Origin of the sequence: Pseudoxanthomonas sp. J31 (assembly GCF_000510725.1) — a bacterium.
In the GTDB taxonomy this organism is placed as follows: domain Bacteria; phylum Pseudomonadota; class Gammaproteobacteria; order Xanthomonadales; family Xanthomonadaceae; genus Pseudoxanthomonas.
Genome location: NZ_AZNZ01000013.1, coordinates 21,284 through 39,689 on the forward strand (window position 1 = coordinate 21,284; position 18,406 = coordinate 39,689).

The following is an 18,406-nucleotide window of genomic DNA, read 5'->3' on the forward strand; positions in this document are numbered from 1 at the left end:
CTGATCCGGCCTGCACGCGCCACGTGCTGGCATGGGCGCGTGCCCGGGCGGCGGGCGTGCGAGGAGACGGCCATGAAGCCATACCGCGGCAACGACGGGGATTCGGGCGTGGACGCCTACGAATGCGGGCCCGGCTGGATCGAGGTGCGGTTCCGCCGCGGCGGCACCTACCGCTACGACGCGCGCCACCCCGGCAGCGAACACGTGCTGGAGATGCAGCGCCTGGCCGAGGCCGGCGACGGGCTCAACACCTATATCAACCAGTTCGTGCGCGACGACTTCGCGGCCCGCCAGTCGCTGGACCCCTGAGCGGCCCCCCCATTGCGCGGCCCCCGGGACTGGAGGAACATCTGTGAACTACGTCACGGATATGCCCCGGCCGGGGCGACGCATAGCGATCAGGGGGAGATCGTCCATGGAACGCCTGTCCAAGCTGCTGTGCCTGCTGGGGATCCATCGCTACACCAAGCCGACGCATGACGGTGGCCTACGCTGCCGTTGCCGCCGGGTCCGCTACCAGCTGCGCTAGGACGCGCTGCCGCCGCTTCCGCGGCGCGGGCAAATTGAGACAAAGCCGATTCCGTGACGCAGCGGCGGACGCGATGCTCGTCCCATGCACGGCGGTCACCCGTCACGGTCCGGTGGGCCGGGCGGGAGCGTGGCCGGGCGTGCGCCAGGGGATCGCAGCCATGTTGCGCCTGATCTCGACGGTACTTTGCCTGCTGGGTTTCCATCGCTACGAGCTGCCGACCCGCGACGGCGGGATGCGCTGCCGTTGCCGGCGCGTGCGCTACCTGCTGCTTTGACGGCGGCACGCGCGTAGCGGGATCCAGCCGTGGGCGGGGAAGGCCATTGCCGGCGCCCGGCGCCGGCAGGGGCCTTTGCACGCACGCCCATGCGCGCCAGTCACGCCGCGGCCTCAGCGCAACAGTTCCGCCAGCGCCCAGGTGTCGAGGAAGGCGATCACCCGCACGATCCGGCCTTCGCGCAGCTGCATGTGCCAGGCATAGCGATTGCGGTAGGTCCCGCCATCGCGGGTGGTGGCCTGGCCGGACCAGACCACCACCACCATGTCGTCCTGCGCCAGCACCTGTTCCACCGTCGGCACGATCGGCGTGGCCAGGCGCGCGCCGATCGGCGCCACCGCCTGTTCCAGGAACTGCGCGCGCGAGCGGTACACGCCGGAAACCGGGCTGGTGCCGGCCACGGTCCATTCCACGTCCTCGTGCAGCAGGTCGAACACGCTGCCGCGGCCGTCGCGCCAGGCGGCAAAGGCCTCGCGCACCCGCGCGGCATTGGCCGCCGCATCGGAGGCGGGGGGATCGGCCACCGGCGCGGCGGCGGCGGGCACGGCGGACGCCAGGGCAAGCGCGCAGCCGATGGCCAGGCGCCAGGGCAGGGAGCGGATGGGCATGGGGATCCTCCTGTGCATGCATGCTCAGGCCGGGTGCGCCACCGGGCGCACGACGATGTCGCTGGTGTCCACGTCCTCCGGCTGGGCGATGGCGTGGGCAATGGCGTTGGCGATCGCCTCGGGCCGGAGCGCGACCTTGCGGAACTCGGCCATGGCGCGGGCCGCGTCCGCATCGGTGATGGTCGCGGCCAGCTCCGACTCGACCACGCCCGGATAGACGCAGGTGACGCGGATGCGGTCGTTCTCCTGGCGCAGGCCCTCGGAGATCGCGCGCACCGCGAACTTGGTGCCGCAGTACACCGCCGCGGTCGGCATCGCGTACAGCCCGCCGATCGAGGAAACGTTGATGACGTGGCCGCTGCCTTGCGCCTGCATCGTCGGCAGCACCGCGGCGATGCCGTACAGCACGCCGCGCACGTTGACGTCGAGCATGGCGTCCCACTCCTCGACCTTCAGCGCCGCCATCGGCGACAGCGGCATGATGCCGGCGTTGTTGACCAGTACGTCGATGCGGCCGAAGCGCTGCAGCGCGTGTTCGGCGAAGGCCTGCATGCTGGCGCGGTTGGCCACGTCCAGTTCGCGGGCGCTGGCGCTGCCGCCGGTGGCGGCGATCGCCTCGGCCAGCCGTTGCAGGCGGTCCAGGCGGCGCGCGCCCAGCACCACGCGCGCGCCACGCGCGGCGAGCACGCGCGCGGTGGCCTCGCCGATGCCGCTGCTGGCGCCGGTGACCAGCACCACCTTGCCGTGGATGTTGTCGTTCATGGCGGGAACTCCGGTTGGGGGTGTCAGTCCGCGCGGAAGGCGGAGGCGGCCGGCACCCGGCGCAGGACCATGCCGGCGTGGTACAGCACGCCGTCGATGAACTCGCCATCGGCGGAAAAGCCGGTGTCGTCCAGGTAGTCGATGTGGTTGCCGCGGATCGTGTAGCGGCCCTGGTAGGCGCTGCGGCGCAGGCCGCGGGCCTCGTCGTAGCGGCCGTCGGCGCGCAGTTCGTGGCGGATGTAGCCGTCGTCGCTCACCCACATCCCGACGTAGGGGTGGGGCACGGACGGGGCCGTGGAGGCGGACGCAGGGACGCGGTGGGAAGCGGGAGAGGGAGCAGGGGCCATGGGGATTCTCCGTCGGGGGGTGGAACCACCCTAGGCCGGCGCCAGTGTCCACGGAATTCCCCCGGAACTGGACGTGGTGGTTAGATTGGCTAACCAATCCCCCAGGAGCCCGCCATGCAGCCGGACCTCAACCTGTTGCACCTGTTCCGGGCGGTGGCCGAGTCGCGCAATTTCCGCGCCGCCGCCGACCGCCTGGGGGTGACCCGCTCGGCCGTCAGCCAGGGCGTGCGCCGGCTGGAGGATGCGCTGGGCGTGGCCCTGGTGCAGCGCTCCACCCGCAGCGTGCGCCTGACCGAGGCCGGCGAGCGCCTGCACGCCCAGGTGGCCGGGGCGTTGTCCACCCTGGCCACGGCGCTGGAGGAGGCCGGCGGCGACGCCAGTCCGCGCGGCGTGCTCAGGGTGGCGGTCGCCTCGATCGCCGAGCCGTTCCTGTCCGGCCCGCTGGTGGCCTCGTTCGTGCAGGCCTACCCGCACATCACCCTGGACGTGACCGTGACCGACGAGGAGTTCGACATCGTCGCCGCCGGCTTCGATGCCGGCGTACGCCTGGGCGAGGTGATCGAGCAGGACATGGTCGCCGTGCCACTGGGCGGGCCGCAGTGCGAGCTGGCGGTGGCTGCCCCGTCCTACCTGGCCGCGCACGGCGTGCCGGTGCATCCGCGCGAGCTGGTGCGGCACCGCTGCATCGGCTGGCGCGCGCGCCCGGAGCTGGCGCCGTACCGCTGGGAGTTCGTCGAGGACGGGCGCCCGTTCGACGTGCAGGTCGAGCCGCAGCTGACCACCAACGACCTGTCGCTGATGATCCGCGCCGCGCTGGCTGGCGCCGGCATCACCTTCGCCCCGGAGGCCTGCTTCCGCCCCTGGCTGGAGCGCGGCGAACTGGTGCCGCTGCTGCGGGACTACCTGCCGCCGTTCCCCGGTTTCTACCTGTACTTTCCCGCCCGCCGCCACACCCCGCCGCGGCTGCGCGCGCTGGTGGACCACGTGAAGGCCGCCGCGACGCGGCGCGACCCAACCTAAGGCACCCGCGTACGCCCGCCCCGGCCACTATGCTGGGCGATCGCATCCGTGCGACCCCCGAATGGAGACTGCCTTGAAGAAGACCCTGCTTAGCGCCGCGACCCTGGTCGCCCTCGGCCTGGCCGCCACGGCCGGCGCCCATGACGCCCATGCCTGCCTGGACGACGCCTGCACCCTGCAGCTGTTGCAGCCGGCCGGCGACGCCGCCGGCGGTGGCGCGATCGAGACCCCGCGCTTCGGCAGCTGGGGCTTCGACGTGGCCGGCATGGACACCAGCGTGGCCCCGGGCAAGGACTTCTTCGCCTATGCCAGCGGCACCTGGGCCAAGAACACCCGGATCCCCGCCGACCAGTCCAGCTACGGCGCCTTCCGCGCCCTGCGCGACCTGTCCGAGGCGCGCGTGCACCAGCTGGTGGAGAGCTACAAGCTGGGCGACCCGGCCACCGGCGGCGACGCCGCCAAGATTGCCGCGGTCTACCACGGCTTCATGGACGAAGCGACGATCGAGAAGCTCGACGCCGCCCCGCTCAAGCCGCTGCTGGAGCGCGTGCGCAAGGCCGGCTCGCACCTGGAGATCGCGCGCCTGATGGCCGCGTGCGACACCTTCAACGCCACCCTGTTCGGGCTGTCGGTCAGTGACGACCAGCGCGACCCCGAGCACTACACCCTGTACATGAACCAGTCCGGCCTGGGCCTGGGCGACCGCGAGATGTACCTGCGCGACAACTTCGCCCCGCAGCGCGAGCGCTACCTGGCCTACATCGCCCAGCTGCTGGAGCTGGCCGGCTGGAAGGACCCGCAGGCCGCCGCGCAGTCGGTGCTGGCGTTCGAGACCAAGATCGCCGAGGCGCACTGGACCCGCGCCGAAAGCCGCGACCGCGACCGCACCTACAACCCGGTGCCGTTCGAGCGCTTTGACGCCTACGCCCCGGGCTTCCCCTGGGCCGAGCACTTCAAGGCCGCCGGCGTGGACCACGGCAGCGTGGCCGTGGTGCGCCAGGGCACCGCCATCCCGAAGATGGCCAAGGTCTTCGCCGACACCGACGTGGCCACCCTGCAGGCCTGGCAGGCGTTCCACGCCGTCGACGGCGCCGCGCCGCTGCTGTCCAGCCGCTTCGCCAACGCCCACTTCGAGTTCCGCGACAAGTTCCTCAACGGCCAGCTCGAGCAGCGCGAGCGCTGGAAGCGCGCCGTGTCCCTGGTCGAGGCCAGCCTCGGCGAGGCCGTGGGCCGCGACTACGTGGAGCTGTACTTCACCCCGGACGCCAAGGCCAAGATGGACGCCCTGGTGGCCAACGTGAAGGCGGCCATGGCCGCGCGCCTGGACCAGCTGGAGTGGATGAGCCCGGCCACCAAGGCCGAGGCCCACGCCAAGCTCAAGGGCTTCGGCCTGAAGATCGGCCACCCGCCGAAGTGGCGCGACTACAGCGGCCTGCGCATCGCCAATGGCGACGTGGTCGGCAACGCGCTGCGCGCGCGCCAGTTCGAGTGGGACTACCGCCGCGCCCGCCTCGGCAAGACCGTGGACAAGGACGAGTGGGGCATGACCCCGCAGACCGTCAACGCCTACTACAACTCGGTCAAGAACGAGATCGTGTTCCCGGCCGCGATCCTGCAGCCGCCGTTCTTCGACCCGGACGCCGACCCGGCGGTGAACTACGGCGGCATCGGCGGCGTGATCGGTCACGAGATCATCCACGGCTTCGACGACCAGGGCCGCAAGTCCGACGGTGCCGGCGTGCTGCGCGACTGGTGGACCGCCGAGGACGCGGCCAAGTTCGAGGCCCAGGCCGCCAAGCTGGCCGCCCAGTACGAGGCCTACGAGTTCCCGCAGCTGCCGGGCCTGCACATCAACGGCCGCACCTCGATGGGCGAGAACATCGGCGACCTCGGCGGCCTGACCATCGCCCTGGAGGCCTACCGCCGCTCCCTCGGCGGCAAGCCGGCGCCGGTGATCGACGGCTTCACCGGCGAACAGCGCTTCTTCCTCGGCTGGGCCCAGGTCTGGCGCACCCTGTGGCGTGATGACGCCCTGCGCCAGCAGCTGGTCAACGGCACCCACTCCCCGGGCCACATCCGCGCCTTCGCCCCGCTGCGCAACATCGACGCCTGGTACGACGCCTTCGGCGTCAAGCAAGGCGACCCGCTGTACATCAAGCCGGAAGACCGCGTGCGGATCTGGTAAGCCAAGCCAGGCGCTGTAACCCCAAGGGCGGGGCCGCTTCGGCGGCCCCGCCAAGCCGAAGGGCTGGCTTGGCTTCCCTGCACCCGTGCGGGATTCGGGTCTCGCCAGAACAGCCGCGGCTCAGCACTACTCCGTATGTGATGCGCATAACTGGCGGGCCTTTCGTGCCTGTGTCAGGCGTTACGGGGAGCTTCCTCTATTCGAAGCACAGCTGGACTTATCCGCGCTCGTGGTCTTGATGCCGAAACGGGATCGTGTGCTCCCTTGGACCAGAACTGTTGGCTACTACCGCCTGAGTGTTCAAGGAGGCCGCCAGCTAACTCCGGCGCTCCCTATTGGAATAACCTGCTCGTAAGATTGGCTCGTTTCTCTGGTTGGGGATAACCATGGGATGGCTGCTATTTCTTGTAACGGCAACTGTCTTGGCAGTTGTTCTCATTTCCAAGAAGACCGAAGCAGCCAGAGCCAAGGCTGCTTCGGATGAGCTAGAGAAGACGAAGGCCTCGCTGCAGGAGGAGATCAGATCCCTCCTGGCAGAAGTAGCCAGCCTTGAGCGCTTCAAATCTGTACGTGACGCCGAGCAGGCCGCATCGCAGCTCCGGGAGCAGGCCGAAGCATTGCTGGTACGAGCAAGAGTAGAGGCGGAAGAGGTTCGCGCTGGTGCTCAACGTGAAGCGGAGGAGCTTAGGAGGGCTGCACGCACGGCAAATGCCGAGGCGCGTAGCAAAGCAGATTCCTTGTTGAAGGATGCGAATATCCGCGCTGAGAGGTTAATTAGGGACGCGGAGTTGCGGGCCGAAAGCATTGCAGGGGATGCGTACAAGGCTCTGCAAGAGGCCAAGGGCCTTGAGCAAGCGGTTGCGGCAATGCGCAACCTTATCGAAGGCTATGGCGACCGCTACTTGATCCCGACCTACAGCTTCCTCGACCAACTTGCCGAGGCCTATGGATTTGAGGAAGCCGGCCGGGAGCTAAAGCATGCTCGTGCTCGTTCCCAGATCCTCGTTACGTCAGGGCGTGCGGCAGCTTGCGACTATGTAGAGCGGCAGCGCAAGGAGACGGCGCTAAGGTTTGTATTGGACGCATTCAATGGAAAGGTCGACACAATCTTGTCACGAGTTAAATCGGACAACGTTGGTACCCTGGAGCAGCAGATCCGTGACGCGTTCGCACTTGTGAATCACAACGGAGCGGCTTTCCGCAGCGCGCGCATCACTCCAGAGTATTTGGAAAGTCGGCTTGAGGAGCTGAAGTGGGCTTCAGCCGTAATGCTGCTGAAGGAGAAGGAGCGTGAGGAGCAGAGGCGTATCCGTGAGCGGATGCGCGAAGAGGAGCGAGCAAGAAGAGAGATTGAAAGGGCGTTGAAGGAGGCTGCCAAGGAAGAGGAAGCCATCCAGAAGGCCATTGCTAAGGTGCAGGAGCAGGCTTTGAGGGCAACGGAGGAGCAGCGTGCTCAGTACGAACTCAAGCTTGCGGACCTACAGGCTAGACTCGCCGAGGCGGAAGCCAAGAATCAACGTGCCATGTCCATGGCTCAGCAGACAAAGGCCGGGCACGTTTACGTCATATCCAACATTGGATCGTTCGGGGAGAACGTGTTCAAGATCGGTATGACGCGGCGCTTGGATCCATTTGACCGCGTCAGGGAGCTGGGCGATGCGAGTGTCCCCTTCCCCTTCGACGTGCACGCAATGATTTGGTCGGAAGATGCCCCGGCACTTGAGAACTCGCTCCACAAACGTTTCGTTACTGCGCAGGTTAACAAGGTAAATCCGAGGAAAGAGTTCTTCCGGGTTGCGATCTCAGAGCTTCGTGATGTCGTGGAGGCTTCGGGTGCGCATGCGGTATGGACGATTGCGGCACAGGCTGCCCAATACCGTGAAACCCTTGCCATCGAAAGAAGTCTCCTGAGGCAGGACGAAGAATCGAAGAAGTGGCTTGAGCATCAGCTGTCGGTTACACCGGAGGAAATGGCAACGGATGAAGATGCTGGCTAACGGTTAGCTCGCAAACGTCTGCACGAAGCGGGCCACGGCGTCGCGGTTGGCGCGCGCCACCGCGCGCACTTCCTCGCCACGGATCCGGGCCGAGTCCGTGACCGCTTCCCAAAAGTCGATGGCTGCCGCGGCCGCGCGCGCGATGTGCGTCGCCTGGCCGCCGCGTTCGGGCGACGCGAGCACCAGCGGTTCGGCGGGCCGCACGGCGCCGGTGCGGGACGGGGCCAGGTACGTCGGCAGCATGTCGTAGGCGGGCGCCAGCGGCAGCGGGCCGGCGTCGACAAGGTGGAAACCGAGGTTGCCGGGGTGCATGTCGCTGTTGCCGATCAGGCGCCCGAACCAGTGCAGCACGGCCATGTCCCGCGCCGTGTCCGGCGTGATCCAGCCGGACTGGAGCAGCTGTTCGCCGACCAGGCCCCAGTCGCGTTCGCCGCTGCCCAGGAACGCGGCATCAAGCGACTGCAGCGAGACGAAGCCGTGGCGGCCCAGGTGGCCGGGCGTGCGGTCGAAGCGGCGCACCTCCAGGCACAGGTGGCGCTCGGCCTCGACCAGCTCCGAAGCGGCGGCAGCCAGGCCATGGGCGGCCAGGCTCTGCAGGGCCAGGTGCTCGCACACCAGCAGGTCCGCCCAGCGCGTGGTGGCCTGCTGCCCGTCGCGCAGCGCGAACTTCACCAGCGCGGCGTAGCGTTCCCCGGCGTCGAGCACGGTGCTGGTGAACTTGGGCTGCTCCCCGCCGGGGGAGGATCCGACCTCCTCGCCCGCCAGGGCGTCCTCGGCCCAGGCCGAGTAGCGCTGCGGCCGTTCCCCGGCCGCGAGCGCATCGGAGGGCGAGTTGGCTTCCGCCAGCGCCAGCTGCAGGGCGGTGCTGCCCAGCAGCAGGTCACCGATGTGGGTGCCGCCGGTGCGGGTAATGGCCAGCAGTACGTCGCGCTGGCGCCAGCGGTTGAGGTCGGTCGGCACGCCCAGCGTAGGGCCCAGGCGATGGGCCAGGTTGCGGCCGAGGAAGCCCTGCGGGCGCAGGTCGTCCAGGAACCAGGGCAGGCCCGGGAAGTGGCCGGGCATGGCGTCGACCGGATGCAGCAGGTTGGGGCGCTCGCCGGCGGCGAGGAACTGGAAGCGTTCGCCCCGCAGCAGGTACACGCTGCCCAGTTCCTCCACCGTGCCGTCAGGTCGCATCCGCCACAGGGGCCAGGCGTTGCCGGCATCGCTGTCGGCGCGCGCTAGGTAACGGGTGGCGCGGGCGTTGCCGACCTGCAGGACGCGGTCGCCGGCCTCGCGCAGCAGGCGCAGCACCACCGGGCGGGTGACGCCCAGCTGCTGCACCAGGGTCGAGGCAGCCATCGGCTCGCCGGAAGCGAGCAGGGCCAGCAGGTCTTCCACGGTGGCGGAAGGGCGGCGCGCCATGGGCATCCGTTTCTTTACGATTCCGTTGACGATATCCGGGAGGCAATCCGGGCGCAATACCCGGAAGGATCAACGACTTGGGTCCTGCGCCCGGCGGATTTATTTACGATTTCCCCGGCGCTCCCGGGAAAGCATGAAGGCCCGCTCGCGCGGGCCCTCGTGGGGGACTGCCGGAAGGGCACCGGGTCCGGCAGTTCGCCGGTCCCGCCTCAGCCCTGCTTGCCGTCCTCCGGGGCGGGGAACTCGAGGCTGACCGGCACCGCCAGCAGGTACTTGCTGCGGTACTGGCCGTTGAAGTTGTCCTCTTCCTTTGCCTTGCCCGGCTACGGAATTGCCATGGGGAGGGGCGGCATCAGGCAGAATGGCCGCCTCCCCCGCATGATCCGGATGGCCATGGACGTTGAAGCTGTAATGCGCGCCGCGCTGGTCGAAGCCGGCTACGGCCCCGATGCGGTGGGCTCGGCGCTGCCGCGGATCATGCGCATCCTGCAGGCCGAGGACGTGCGCCTGGAGGTCGGCCGCCCGCTGTCGCGCAAGGAGCGCGAGTACGTGCGCCTGCAGCTGGAGATCGGGCTGAGCGTTCCGGAGATCGTTGCCGCCCTCAAGCGCTGAGGGCGCGGGCGTTCCCGCGGTGATGCCACGACATGCGTGGCCCGGACAAGGCCGAAGGCCGCTCCGGGTTGGGTGCCGGGAACGCGCCACCGGCAATGCGCCGGCTTCCTGGCCCCCTCCCGTGCGCCCGTTGGGAGGAACCGGAGCAGCAAAGAAGAAGGCCCGCTTGCGCGGGCCTTCCTGTCGCTGCAGCGCGCGGCTTACTTGAGGCCGCGGAACTCCAGCAGCGGCTCGACGCTGGGATCCTTGCCGCGGAACTCGCGGTAGGCGCTGGCCAGGTCGCGCGAGTGGCCGATGGAGAGGATCTTCTCGCGGAAGACCTTGCCGTTCTCGCGGGTCAGGCCGCCGTTCTCCTCGAACCACTTGAAGGCATCGTGGTCCAGCACCTCGGCGCCGAAGTAGGCGTAGTAGCCGGCCGCATAGCCGCCGCCCCAGACATGGGCGAAGTAGTTGCTGCGGTAGCGCGGCGGCACCGCGGCCAGGTCCACCTTGTACCTGGCCAGGGCCTGCTTCTCGAACGCGTCCACGTCCTCCACCCTGGCGTCGGCCGGCAGCAGGTGCCAGGCCAGGTCCAGCAGCGAGGCGGCCAGGTACTCGGTGGTGGCGTAGCCCTGGTTGAAGGTGCGCGCGCGCACGATCTTCTCCACCAGCTCCTTCGGCATCGGCTCGCCGGTCTGGTAGTGGCGGGCGTAGTTGGCGAACACCTGCGGGTAGAGCGCCCAGTGCTCGTTGAACTGCGAGGGGAACTCGACGAAGTCGCGCGGCACGTTGGTGCCGGACAGGCTCGGGTAGGTGGTCCTGGAGAACAGGCCGTGCAGGGCGTGGCCGAACTCGTGGAACAGGGTGGTGACGTCGTCGAAGCTCAGCAGCGCCGGCTGGCCGGGCGCGGGCTTGGTGAAGTTCTCGACGTTGTAGATCACCGGGATCGTGCCGGCCAGGCCGTCCTGCTCGACGAAGTTGCCCATCCAGGCGCCGCCGCGCTTGCTCGGGCGCTTGAACGGATCGAGGTAGAACACCGCCAGCTGGGTGCCGTCGGCGTCGAACACGTCGAACACGCGCACGTCCGGGTGGTAGACCGGCAGGTCGGTGCGCTCCTTCAGGGTGATGCCGTACAGCTCTTGGGCGGCGTAGAACACGCCGTCCCTGAGCACGCGGTCCAGCTCGAAGTAGGGGCGCACCTGGGCCTCGTCCAGGTCGTACTCGGCCTGGCGCACCTGCTCGGCGTAGAAGTCCCAGTCCGCGGCGCCGGCGCTGAAGCCGCCACCCTGGCGCTCGACCACCGCCTGGATCCTGGCCAGCTCGGCGCGCGCGCGCGCGGTGGCGGCCGGCACGGTGTCGTTGAGCAGCTTCAGCGCCGCTTCCGGGGTGCCGGCCATCTGGTCGGCGATGGCGTAGGCGGCGTAGTTGTCGAAGCCCAGCAGCTGCGCCTTGCGTGCGCGCAGCTTGGCCAGGCGCAGGATGGTGGCGCGGGTGTCGTTGTCGTCGCCCCGGGCGGCGCGGTTCATCGACGCGGCCAGGATCTCCTCGCGCAGGGCGCGGTCCTTCAGCTTGCCCAGCACCGGCTGCTGGGTGGTGTTCTGCAGCTCCAGCAGCCAGCCCTCCTTGCCGGCGGCCTTGGCCGCCTCGGCTGCGGCGGCGAGGGTGCCCTCGTCCAGGCCTTCCAGGCGGGCCTTGTCGGTCACCAGCACGGCGCCGGCATTGGTGGCCGCCAGCAGCTTGGCGCCAAACGCGGTGGTCAGCGAGGACTCCTCGGCGTTGAGCTTGCGCAGCTCGGCCTTGTCCGCGTCCGAGAGCAGGGCGCCGGCGCGCACGAAGGCGTCGTAACGGTGCTCGACCAGGGTCTTCTGCTCGGCGTCCAGGCCCAGCGAGTCGCGCTGGTCGTAGACGGCCTTGACCCGGGCGAACAGTGCCGGGTCGAGGTGGATGGCATCGCTGTGCTCGGCCAGCTTCGGCGCCAGGACTTCCTCGGCCGCCTGCAGGGTCGGGTTGGTGTGCGCCGAGGTCATGGCCTCGAACACCAGCATCGCGCGCGAGAGCAGGGCGCCGGCGCGCTCCATCGCCTCGATGGTGTTGGCGAAGCTCGGCGGCTCCGGGTTGTCGGCGATGGCGCGGATCTCGGCCAGGTGCTGGCGCATGCCCTCCTCGATCGCCGGCTGGTAGTCGGTGTCGCGGATGCGGTCGAACGGCGGCGCCTGGAAGGGCAGCGGACTGGGCGCCAGCAGGGCGTTGTCGCCCTGGGCGGCGCCGGCGGGGGTGGCACTGGAATCGGGCATGGCGTTTTCGTTGGCGGTACGTTCGCCGCAGGCGGACAGGGCCAGGGCGATCGCCGAGGAAAGTAGCAGCTTGCGCAGCATGTAGGGCTCCGGAGGGGCCGGTCAGGATCGCCGGCCATTGGTCCCAGCATGCGCCCGGGGCCCGGGGCAGGGCAGTGCCGGAGGTCCCGGGGGCGGGGCAGTCCCGGCAAAGCAGGGCCGCCCGGCGCAGCTGCCGGTGTGGCTGGGCGGCGCCAATGCGCGCTACCTGGGCGAGGCCCTGGGCAGCGCGCGGGTGGAGGCGATCACCGATCCGCAGGCGCTGGCGCGGCGCCAGCGGCAGAGGCGGCCGCCGCACGGCGCCTGCGGGGGGCAGGCGGCGGCGGGCGCAAGGCGCTCAGCCCGCCAGCAGGCGGTTGATCCGCTGCACGAAGGCGGCCGGATCGGCCAGCGGCGCGCCGGCGGTCAGCTGCGCCTGCTCCAGCAGCAGGGTCGCCAGGTCGGCGGCCTGGGTGTCGTCCCCGGTGGCCGCGATCCGTTGCAGCAGGGCGTGGCGCGGATTGACCTCCAGGGTCGGCAGGCTTTCCGGCACGGCCTGGCCGGCCTCGCGCAGCAGTCGTGCCAGGTGCGGTGCCATCTCGTACTCGGCCAGGGCCAGGCAGGCCGGCGAATCGGTCAGGCGCGCGGACACGCGCACCTCCTGCACCTTGCCCTCCAGCAGCTTCTTCAGCCGCTCCAGCAGCGGCGCGGCAGCCTGCGCGGCTTCCTCCTGCTGTTTCTTCTCCGCCTCGTCCAGCGGCAGCTCGCCCTTGGCCACGTGGCGCAGCGGCTTGCCGGCGTACTCGTGCAGGTGGCCGACCATCCACTCGTCGATCCGGTCGGACATCAGCAGCACTTCGATGCCCTTGCCGCGGAACGCCTCCAGCTGCGGGCTGCCGGCGGCGGCGGCGTGGCTCTCGGCGGTGACGTACCAGATCGCGTCCTGGCCCGGCTGCATGCGCCCGATGTAGTCGTCCAGCGACACCGTCTGCGCCGCGCCCTCGCCACGGGTGGAGGCGAAGCGCAGCAGCCTGGCGATCCGCTCGCGGTTGGACGGATCCTCGACGATGCCCTCCTTGAGCGTGTTGCCGAAGGCCTTGAGGAAGGCGGCGAACTTCTCCGGCTCCTCGCGCGAGAGCCTGTCGATGAGGTCCAGCACGCGCTTCACGCACGCCCCGCGGATCCGCTCCAGCTGGCGGTTCTGCTGCAGGATCTCGCGGCTGACGTTGAGCGGCAGGTCGTCGGCATCGACCACGCCGCGCACGAAGCGCAGGTAGTTGGGCAGCAGCTCCTCGGCCGCGTCCATCACGAACACGCGCCTGATGTACAGCTTCAGGCCCTTGCGCTCGTCGCGCCCGCCCATCAGCAGGTCGAACGGCGGCTGCGAGGGCAGGTAGAGCAGGGTGGTGAAGCTCTGGCTGCCTTCCACGCGGTTGTGGGTCCAGGCCGCCGGATCGTTGAAGTCATGGCCCAGCGACTTGTAGAAGCCGCGGTAGTCCTCGTCGCTGATCTCGTTCTTCGGCCGGGTCCACAGCGCCGAGGCGTCGTTGACCGTCTCCCACTCCGGCGCGTCCTTCTTTTCGTCCTTGCCGGTCTCCTTCGGCATCCGGATCGGGAAGGCGATGTGGTCGGAGTACTTGCGCACCAGCGCGCGCAGCTTCCAGCCATCGAGGAACTCGTCCTCGCCCTCCTTCAGGTGCAGCACGATGGTGGTGCCGGTGTGCTCCAGCATGGCCGGCTCCAGGGTGTACTCGCCGCGGCCGTCGCTTTCCCACTTCACGCCGGCCTCGGCCGGGGTGCCGGCGCGGCGGGTGAGCACGGTGACCCGGTCGGCGACCACGAAGGCCGAGTAGAAGCCCACGCCGAACTGGCCGATCAGGCGCGCGTCGGCCTTCTGGTTCTCGCCCAGCGCCTCGAGGAAGCGGCGGGTGCCGGAGCTGGCGATCGAGCCGATGTTGGCGATCACCTCGCCGCGGTCCATGCCGATGCCGGTGTCGCGGATGGTCACGGTGCGGGCATCGCGGTCGTGGCTGATCTCGATCCGCAGCTCGCCCTCGCCGGCCAGCAGCTCCGGCTTGCCGATGGCCTCGAAGCGCAGCTTGTCGCAGGCGTCGGAGGCGTTGGACACCAGCTCGCGCAGGAAGATCTCCTTGTGCGAGTACAGCGAGTGGGTCACCAGGTGCAGCACCTGGGACACCTCGGCCTCGAACCGGCGGGTCTCGGAAGCGGGGGCGGACGTTTCGGTGGTCTCGGTGGTCATCGGAAGGTCCCCTGGGACACGGATTGCAGGGGTCCGATGTGTTGGCGCGGCGGCCGTTTTCAAGGTGGCCGGCGCAGGGGCGGGCGGGCGCTGCAAGCGCCGTCCCGGCGGTGGCTAGTCCAGCCGCTTGCGGAACCGCAGGATCGCGGCGGTCATCATCACCGCGGTGAAGGCCGCCAGCGCCGCCACCGAGGGCCACAGCTCCCACAGGCTGGCGCCACGCAGCATCACCCCGCGCACCAGGCGCAGGAAGTGGGTCATCGGCAGCACCTCGGCCACCCACTGCGCCAGCTTGGGCATGCCCGCGAACGGGAACATGAAGCCGGACATCAGGATCGAGGGCAGGAACACGAAGATCGTCATCTGCATGGCCTGGAACTGCGACTGCGCCCGGGTCGAGATCAGCAGGCCCAGCGCCAGGTTGGCCACGATCAGCAGCAGCGCGGCGATGTACACGTCCAGCAGGCTGCCCAGCAGCGGCACGTCGAACATCCAGATGCCCAGGGCCAGGATCAGCGTGGTCTGGACCAGGCCGATCACCGCGTAGGGCAGGACCTTGGCCACCATCAGCTCGCTGCGGTCCAGCGGGGTGGCGATCAGTAGTTCCATGTTGCCGTGCTCGCGCTCGCGCACGATGGCCATGGCGGTGAACATCACCATGGTCATGGTCAGGATGATGCCGATCAGGCCCGGCACGATGCTCACCGCGCTGCGCCGCTGCGGGTTGTAGAAGCTCACCACCTCGATCTGCGGCGTGGCCCGCGCCGGGCGCCCGCCGGAGGCGCGTTCCAGCGGCGTCTGCGCGATCTGGTTGGCCGCCGCCTGCACCACCGTGTCGGTGCCGTCGACCATCACCTGCAGCGCCGGGCGGCCGTCGGCCAGGCGCCGGTCGAAATCCGGGGGCACTGCGATGCCCACGCTGACCTCGCCCCGGCGCAGCATGTCCACCAGTTCCTGCGGGGTATCGGCCACGGCCGTGGTGCGGATGACGCCGGTGGCGTTGATGTCCATCACCGCCGCGCGCGAGGTCGCGGTCATGGCCTGGTCGGCCACCGCCGCCGACAGGTTGCGCGGGTTGAAGTTGATCGCGTAGCCGAACAGCAGCAGGTCGATCACCGGGATCACCACGATCAGCGCCATGCTGATGCGGTCGCGGCGGATCTGGCGCAGCTCCTTGAGCACCACCGCCCATACCCGGCGCAGGTTCATGCCGCGTCCTCCATGCCGGCGCGGCCGCGGGTGGCGGCGACGAACACGTCCTCCAGGTTCGGATCGGAGGCGCCCACCTCGCCGGCCACGCCCGCGCGTCGCAGCGCATCGCGCACCGCATCCTCGGCCTGGCCCGCATCGGCGGTGGCCAGCACCCGCAGGCTGTTGCCGATCTGGGCCACGCTGATCACCTGCGGCAGGCCGACCAGCACCTCGTGCGCGCGCCGCGGCTGCGGCGCCAGCACTTCCACCGTGCGTCCGGACAGCTGGCCGGCCAGTTCGCCGGGGCTGCCGTCGGCCACCAGCCGGCCGCGGTCGAGGATGGCGATGCGATGGCAGCGCTCGGCCTCGTCCATGTAATGGGTGGACACCAGCAGGGTGGTGCCCGCATCGGCCAGCGCGAACAGCGCTTCCCAGAAATCACGCCGCGATTCGGGATCCACCGCGCTGGTGGGTTCGTCCAGGAACAGCAGCTCCGGGTCGTGGATCACCGCCCCGGCCAGGGCCAGGCGCTGCTTCTGGCCACCGCTGAGGGTGCCGGCCAGCTGCTTCTGGCGGTCGCCGAAGCGGTAGCGCTCGACCAGTTCGTCCACCCGCTGGCGGCTGTGCTGGCGCGGTAGGCCGTACACCGCGGCCAGGAACTCCAGGTTCTCGCGCACCGACAGGTCTTCGAACAGCGAGAACCTCTGGGTCATGTAGCCGATGCGCAGGCGCAGCGCGTCGGCTTCTTCCGGGATGCGCAGGCCTAGCACCTCGATCTGGCCCTCGCTGGGCGTCAGCAGCCCGCACAGCATGCGGATGGTGGTGGACTTGCCCGAGCCGTTGGGCCCCAGGAAGCCGTACACATGCGCGCGCGGCACGGTCAGGTCCACGCCGTCGACCGCGCGCAGCGGGCCGAAGCACTTGCTCAGGCCGCGCGCGCGGATCGCGATCCCCTCCTCGGGCGCTTCAGCGTGCATCGCCGAATTCCACCCGCAGCGGCAGCCCTGCCGGCAGCACGCCGGCGCCCTCGCCTTCCAGCTCGACCTCGGCCAGGTAGCTCAGGCGCGCGGCGTCCTTGCCGGTCAGCGCGTAGTACGGAGTGAACGCCGGTTCGCTGCGGACCATGCGCACCCGGCCCGGGTAGCTGCGTTGGCCATCGGCGCCCACGTGCACGCGCACCGCTTGGCCCACCTGCACCCGCGGCCGCAGCGGTTCGGGCACGTAGATGCGCGCGTAGGGACGCTCGCCGACCAGCAGCACCGCCAGCGGCGCGCCGACCGGGGCCTCGTCCCCGGCGCGGTAGGGCAGGCTGTCCACCCGTCCGGCGCGCGGGGCAACCACGTCCAGGCGGCCGGTGGTCTCGGCCTGGCCGCGCAGCTGGGCCTCGGCGGCGGCCAGCGCGGCCTCGGCCTGGGCGACCTGCTCCGGGCGCACGCCGTTCTCAAGCTCCTGCAGCGCCGCGCGCGCGGCGGCGACCTGGGCCTCGGCATTGCCGGCGGCGGCGCGGGCGCGGTCGACCTCGGCGGCCGAGACCAGCTGGCGCGCGCCCAGCGGCTGCACGCGTTCGAAGTAGGCGCGCGCGTCGCGCGCCTGGGCCTGGGCGGCCGCCAGGTTGGCGCGGGCCTGGGCGATGTCCTCGCGGCGCGCGCCGTTGCGCAGTTCCTCCAACGCCTGGCGCTGGCGCGCGACCTCGGCCTCGGCCGCGGCCAGCTGCGCGTCGCCGCGGGTGCGTTCCAGCACCAGCAGGCGCTGGCCGGCCCCGACCCGCTCGCCCTCGCGCACCTCGATGCTGGCGATGCGCTCGGCGGCCGGGGCGGGCAGGGTGATGCGGTCGTACTCCAGCGTGCCCAGCGCCTGGTCGGTGGCGGGCCTGCAGGCGCCCAGCACGAGGACGGAAACGGCCAGCACCGCGGTGCGTGCCAGGGCCGGCCACGGGAAGCGGATCATGCGGGCAGCTCCAGGCCGCGCTCGAGCAGGGCCAGCGCGTGGTTGCGGATGGCGTCGATGCCCAGGTCCTCGGCGTCGAACAGCTGCCGCCAGATGGGCGTGCCGGAAGCGGGGAACAGGGTCAGCCCGACCAGCGAGACCATCAGCAGGCGCGGGTCCAGCGCGGGATTGAGCCGCCCGGCGGCCTGCTCGGTGGCAAAGCGGGCGGCCATCACCGCCGCCAGCTGCGGCGCCAGGCGTGACACCAGCAGGTCGCGCAGCTCGCCGCCCTCGCTGACCACCTCGCGGATCCACAGCGGCGGCAGCCATTCGTGGCGCCGCACCTGCGCGCAGATCACGTCGACGAAGGCGACCACCACCTCGCGCAACGGCGCCTCGGGCATGCCCAGCAGGGTGTCGCGCACCTGCTGGAACACCGGCATCAGGCGCTCGCCGATCACCGCCTCGCGCAGGCCGGCGGCGTCGCTGAAGTAGTAGTGCACCAGCGCCGGCGTGACCGCGGCCTCGGCGGCGATGTCGCGCAGCCGGGTGGCGGCGATGCCGTGGCGCACGTAGCAGGCCAGGGCGGCATCGAGCAGGCGCTGGCGCTGGTCCAGGCCGGCGCCCTGGGGCGGGCGGCCGCGGCTGCGGCGGGGGGCTTCGGCGGAGGCCGCGGCGCGGCCGGCGGGGCGCCCGGGACGGGGCCGCGCGCGCTTCGTGATAGCGGTCACGGGTGGATCCTGGGTTTCGGGAGGGGTGTCCGGGCTCATGGCCCCGGATTTAATTGATGCATTAATTAAATTGCAACTGCTTGTCGCGTGAAGGTTTTGTGGGGATTCAGTGCGGTGAAACCGGGGTCAAGGCGCGGCCCGGGCCGCGGCCGCGTTGCGCCGCACCATACGCACCTCTACTGGTAGCGTTCCCAGAACCGGAAAATCACGTTATGTTCAGCCCCGGGAGTGGCGCGCGACTCGGGGGAGCGCAGCGCCTCAGCCAG

Annotated in this window: 14 protein-coding genes and 1 pseudogene; 5 read left to right on the forward strand and 10 right to left on the reverse strand. The window is 70.2% G+C overall.

Features of this window, described 5'->3' with window-relative positions:
- Positions 1-72 precede the first annotated feature (72 nt).
- Positions 73-309: a hypothetical protein gene (locus PSEJ31_RS0113100; protein WP_019398379.1), complete on the forward strand. Its 237-nt coding sequence runs from the start codon at positions 73-75 to the stop codon at positions 307-309.
- 610 nt (positions 310-919) lie between these two features.
- Here the strand turns inward: PSEJ31_RS0113100 and PSEJ31_RS0113115 are convergent.
- From PSEJ31_RS0113115 to PSEJ31_RS0113125, 3 genes and pseudogenes are all read right to left on the reverse strand, one after another.
- The gene (locus PSEJ31_RS0113115) at positions 920-1,414 is read right to left on the reverse strand and encodes a nuclear transport factor 2 family protein (RefSeq protein ID WP_028915707.1); all 495 of its coding nucleotides are present in this window, start codon (positions 1,412-1,414) and stop codon (positions 920-922) included.
- 24 nt (positions 1,415-1,438) lie between these two features.
- Positions 1,439-2,176 carry an SDR family oxidoreductase gene (locus PSEJ31_RS0113120; protein WP_028915708.1) on the reverse strand — a complete coding sequence of 246 codons (738 nt, stop codon included), beginning with the start codon at positions 2,174-2,176 and terminating at the stop codon, positions 1,439-1,441.
- 23 nt (positions 2,177-2,199) lie between these two features.
- A pseudogene (locus tag PSEJ31_RS0113125) lies at positions 2,200-2,454 on the reverse strand (Atu4866 domain-containing protein); the annotation flags it as partial.
- A 183-nt stretch (positions 2,455-2,637) separates the two neighbouring features.
- Here PSEJ31_RS0113125 and PSEJ31_RS0113130 point away from each other — a divergent pair.
- The 3 genes from PSEJ31_RS0113130 to PSEJ31_RS0113140 all read left to right on the forward strand — a co-directional run bounded on the left by PSEJ31_RS0113130 (position 2,638) and on the right by PSEJ31_RS0113140 (position 7,725).
- Complete coding sequence (locus PSEJ31_RS0113130) at positions 2,638-3,543, forward strand: LysR family transcriptional regulator (protein ID WP_028915710.1); 906 nt, start codon at positions 2,638-2,640, stop codon at positions 3,541-3,543.
- Positions 3,544-3,616: 73 nt separating this feature from the next.
- Complete coding sequence (locus tag PSEJ31_RS0113135) at positions 3,617-5,728, forward strand: M13-type metalloendopeptidase (RefSeq protein WP_028915711.1); 2,112 nt, start codon at positions 3,617-3,619, stop codon at positions 5,726-5,728.
- 386 nt (positions 5,729-6,114) lie between these two features.
- Positions 6,115-7,725, forward strand: coding sequence for a DUF4041 domain-containing protein (locus PSEJ31_RS0113140; protein WP_028915712.1), 1,611 nt, complete (start codon positions 6,115-6,117; stop codon positions 7,723-7,725).
- Between the two features lie 3 nt (positions 7,726-7,728).
- Here PSEJ31_RS0113140 and yjjJ read toward each other — a convergent pair whose 3' ends face one another.
- Complete coding sequence (yjjJ, locus tag PSEJ31_RS0113145) at positions 7,729-9,129, reverse strand: type II toxin-antitoxin system HipA family toxin YjjJ (RefSeq protein WP_084220868.1); 1,401 nt, start codon at positions 9,127-9,129, stop codon at positions 7,729-7,731.
- 393 nt (positions 9,130-9,522) lie between these two features.
- Between yjjJ and PSEJ31_RS0113150 the strand changes: the two genes are divergently transcribed.
- Positions 9,523-9,741 carry a polyprenyl synthetase gene (locus tag PSEJ31_RS0113150; protein WP_232211023.1) on the forward strand — a complete coding sequence of 73 codons (219 nt, stop codon included), beginning with the start codon at positions 9,523-9,525 and terminating at the stop codon, positions 9,739-9,741.
- A 200-nt stretch (positions 9,742-9,941) separates the two neighbouring features.
- On the opposite strand, the gene dcp is transcribed toward PSEJ31_RS0113150, so the two are convergent.
- The 6 genes from dcp to PSEJ31_RS16085 all read right to left on the reverse strand — a co-directional run bounded on the left by dcp (position 9,942) and on the right by PSEJ31_RS16085 (position 18,140).
- Positions 9,942-12,095: a peptidyl-dipeptidase Dcp gene (gene dcp, locus PSEJ31_RS0113155; RefSeq protein ID WP_019398368.1), complete on the reverse strand. Its 2,154-nt coding sequence runs from the start codon at positions 12,093-12,095 to the stop codon at positions 9,942-9,944.
- 295 nt (positions 12,096-12,390) lie between these two features.
- Entirely contained in the window at positions 12,391-14,292 is a 1,902-nt protein-coding gene (gene htpG, locus PSEJ31_RS0113160; RefSeq protein WP_028915715.1) for a molecular chaperone HtpG, read from the reverse strand.
- A 114-nt stretch (positions 14,293-14,406) separates the two neighbouring features.
- The gene (locus PSEJ31_RS0113165; RefSeq protein WP_028915716.1) at positions 14,407-15,501 is read right to left on the reverse strand and encodes an ABC transporter permease; all 1,095 of its coding nucleotides are present in this window, start codon (positions 15,499-15,501) and stop codon (positions 14,407-14,409) included.
- Positions 15,498-16,460 (reverse strand): ABC transporter ATP-binding protein, encoded by a 963-nt coding sequence (locus PSEJ31_RS0113170; RefSeq protein ID WP_232211024.1) that lies wholly within the window; start codon positions 16,458-16,460, stop codon positions 15,498-15,500. The genes PSEJ31_RS0113165 and PSEJ31_RS0113170 overlap by 4 nt, the downstream gene beginning before the upstream one ends.
- Positions 16,450-17,430, reverse strand: a complete 981-nt coding sequence (locus PSEJ31_RS0113175; RefSeq protein ID WP_051403750.1) for an HlyD family efflux transporter periplasmic adaptor subunit — start codon at positions 17,428-17,430, stop codon at positions 16,450-16,452. The genes PSEJ31_RS0113170 and PSEJ31_RS0113175 overlap by 11 nt, the downstream gene beginning before the upstream one ends.
- Positions 17,427-18,140 carry a TetR/AcrR family transcriptional regulator gene (locus PSEJ31_RS16085; RefSeq protein WP_232211025.1) on the reverse strand — a complete coding sequence of 238 codons (714 nt, stop codon included), beginning with the start codon at positions 18,138-18,140 and terminating at the stop codon, positions 17,427-17,429. Before PSEJ31_RS16085 ends, PSEJ31_RS0113175 begins: the two co-directional genes overlap by 4 nt.
- Between the last annotated feature and the right edge of the window lie 266 nt (positions 18,141-18,406).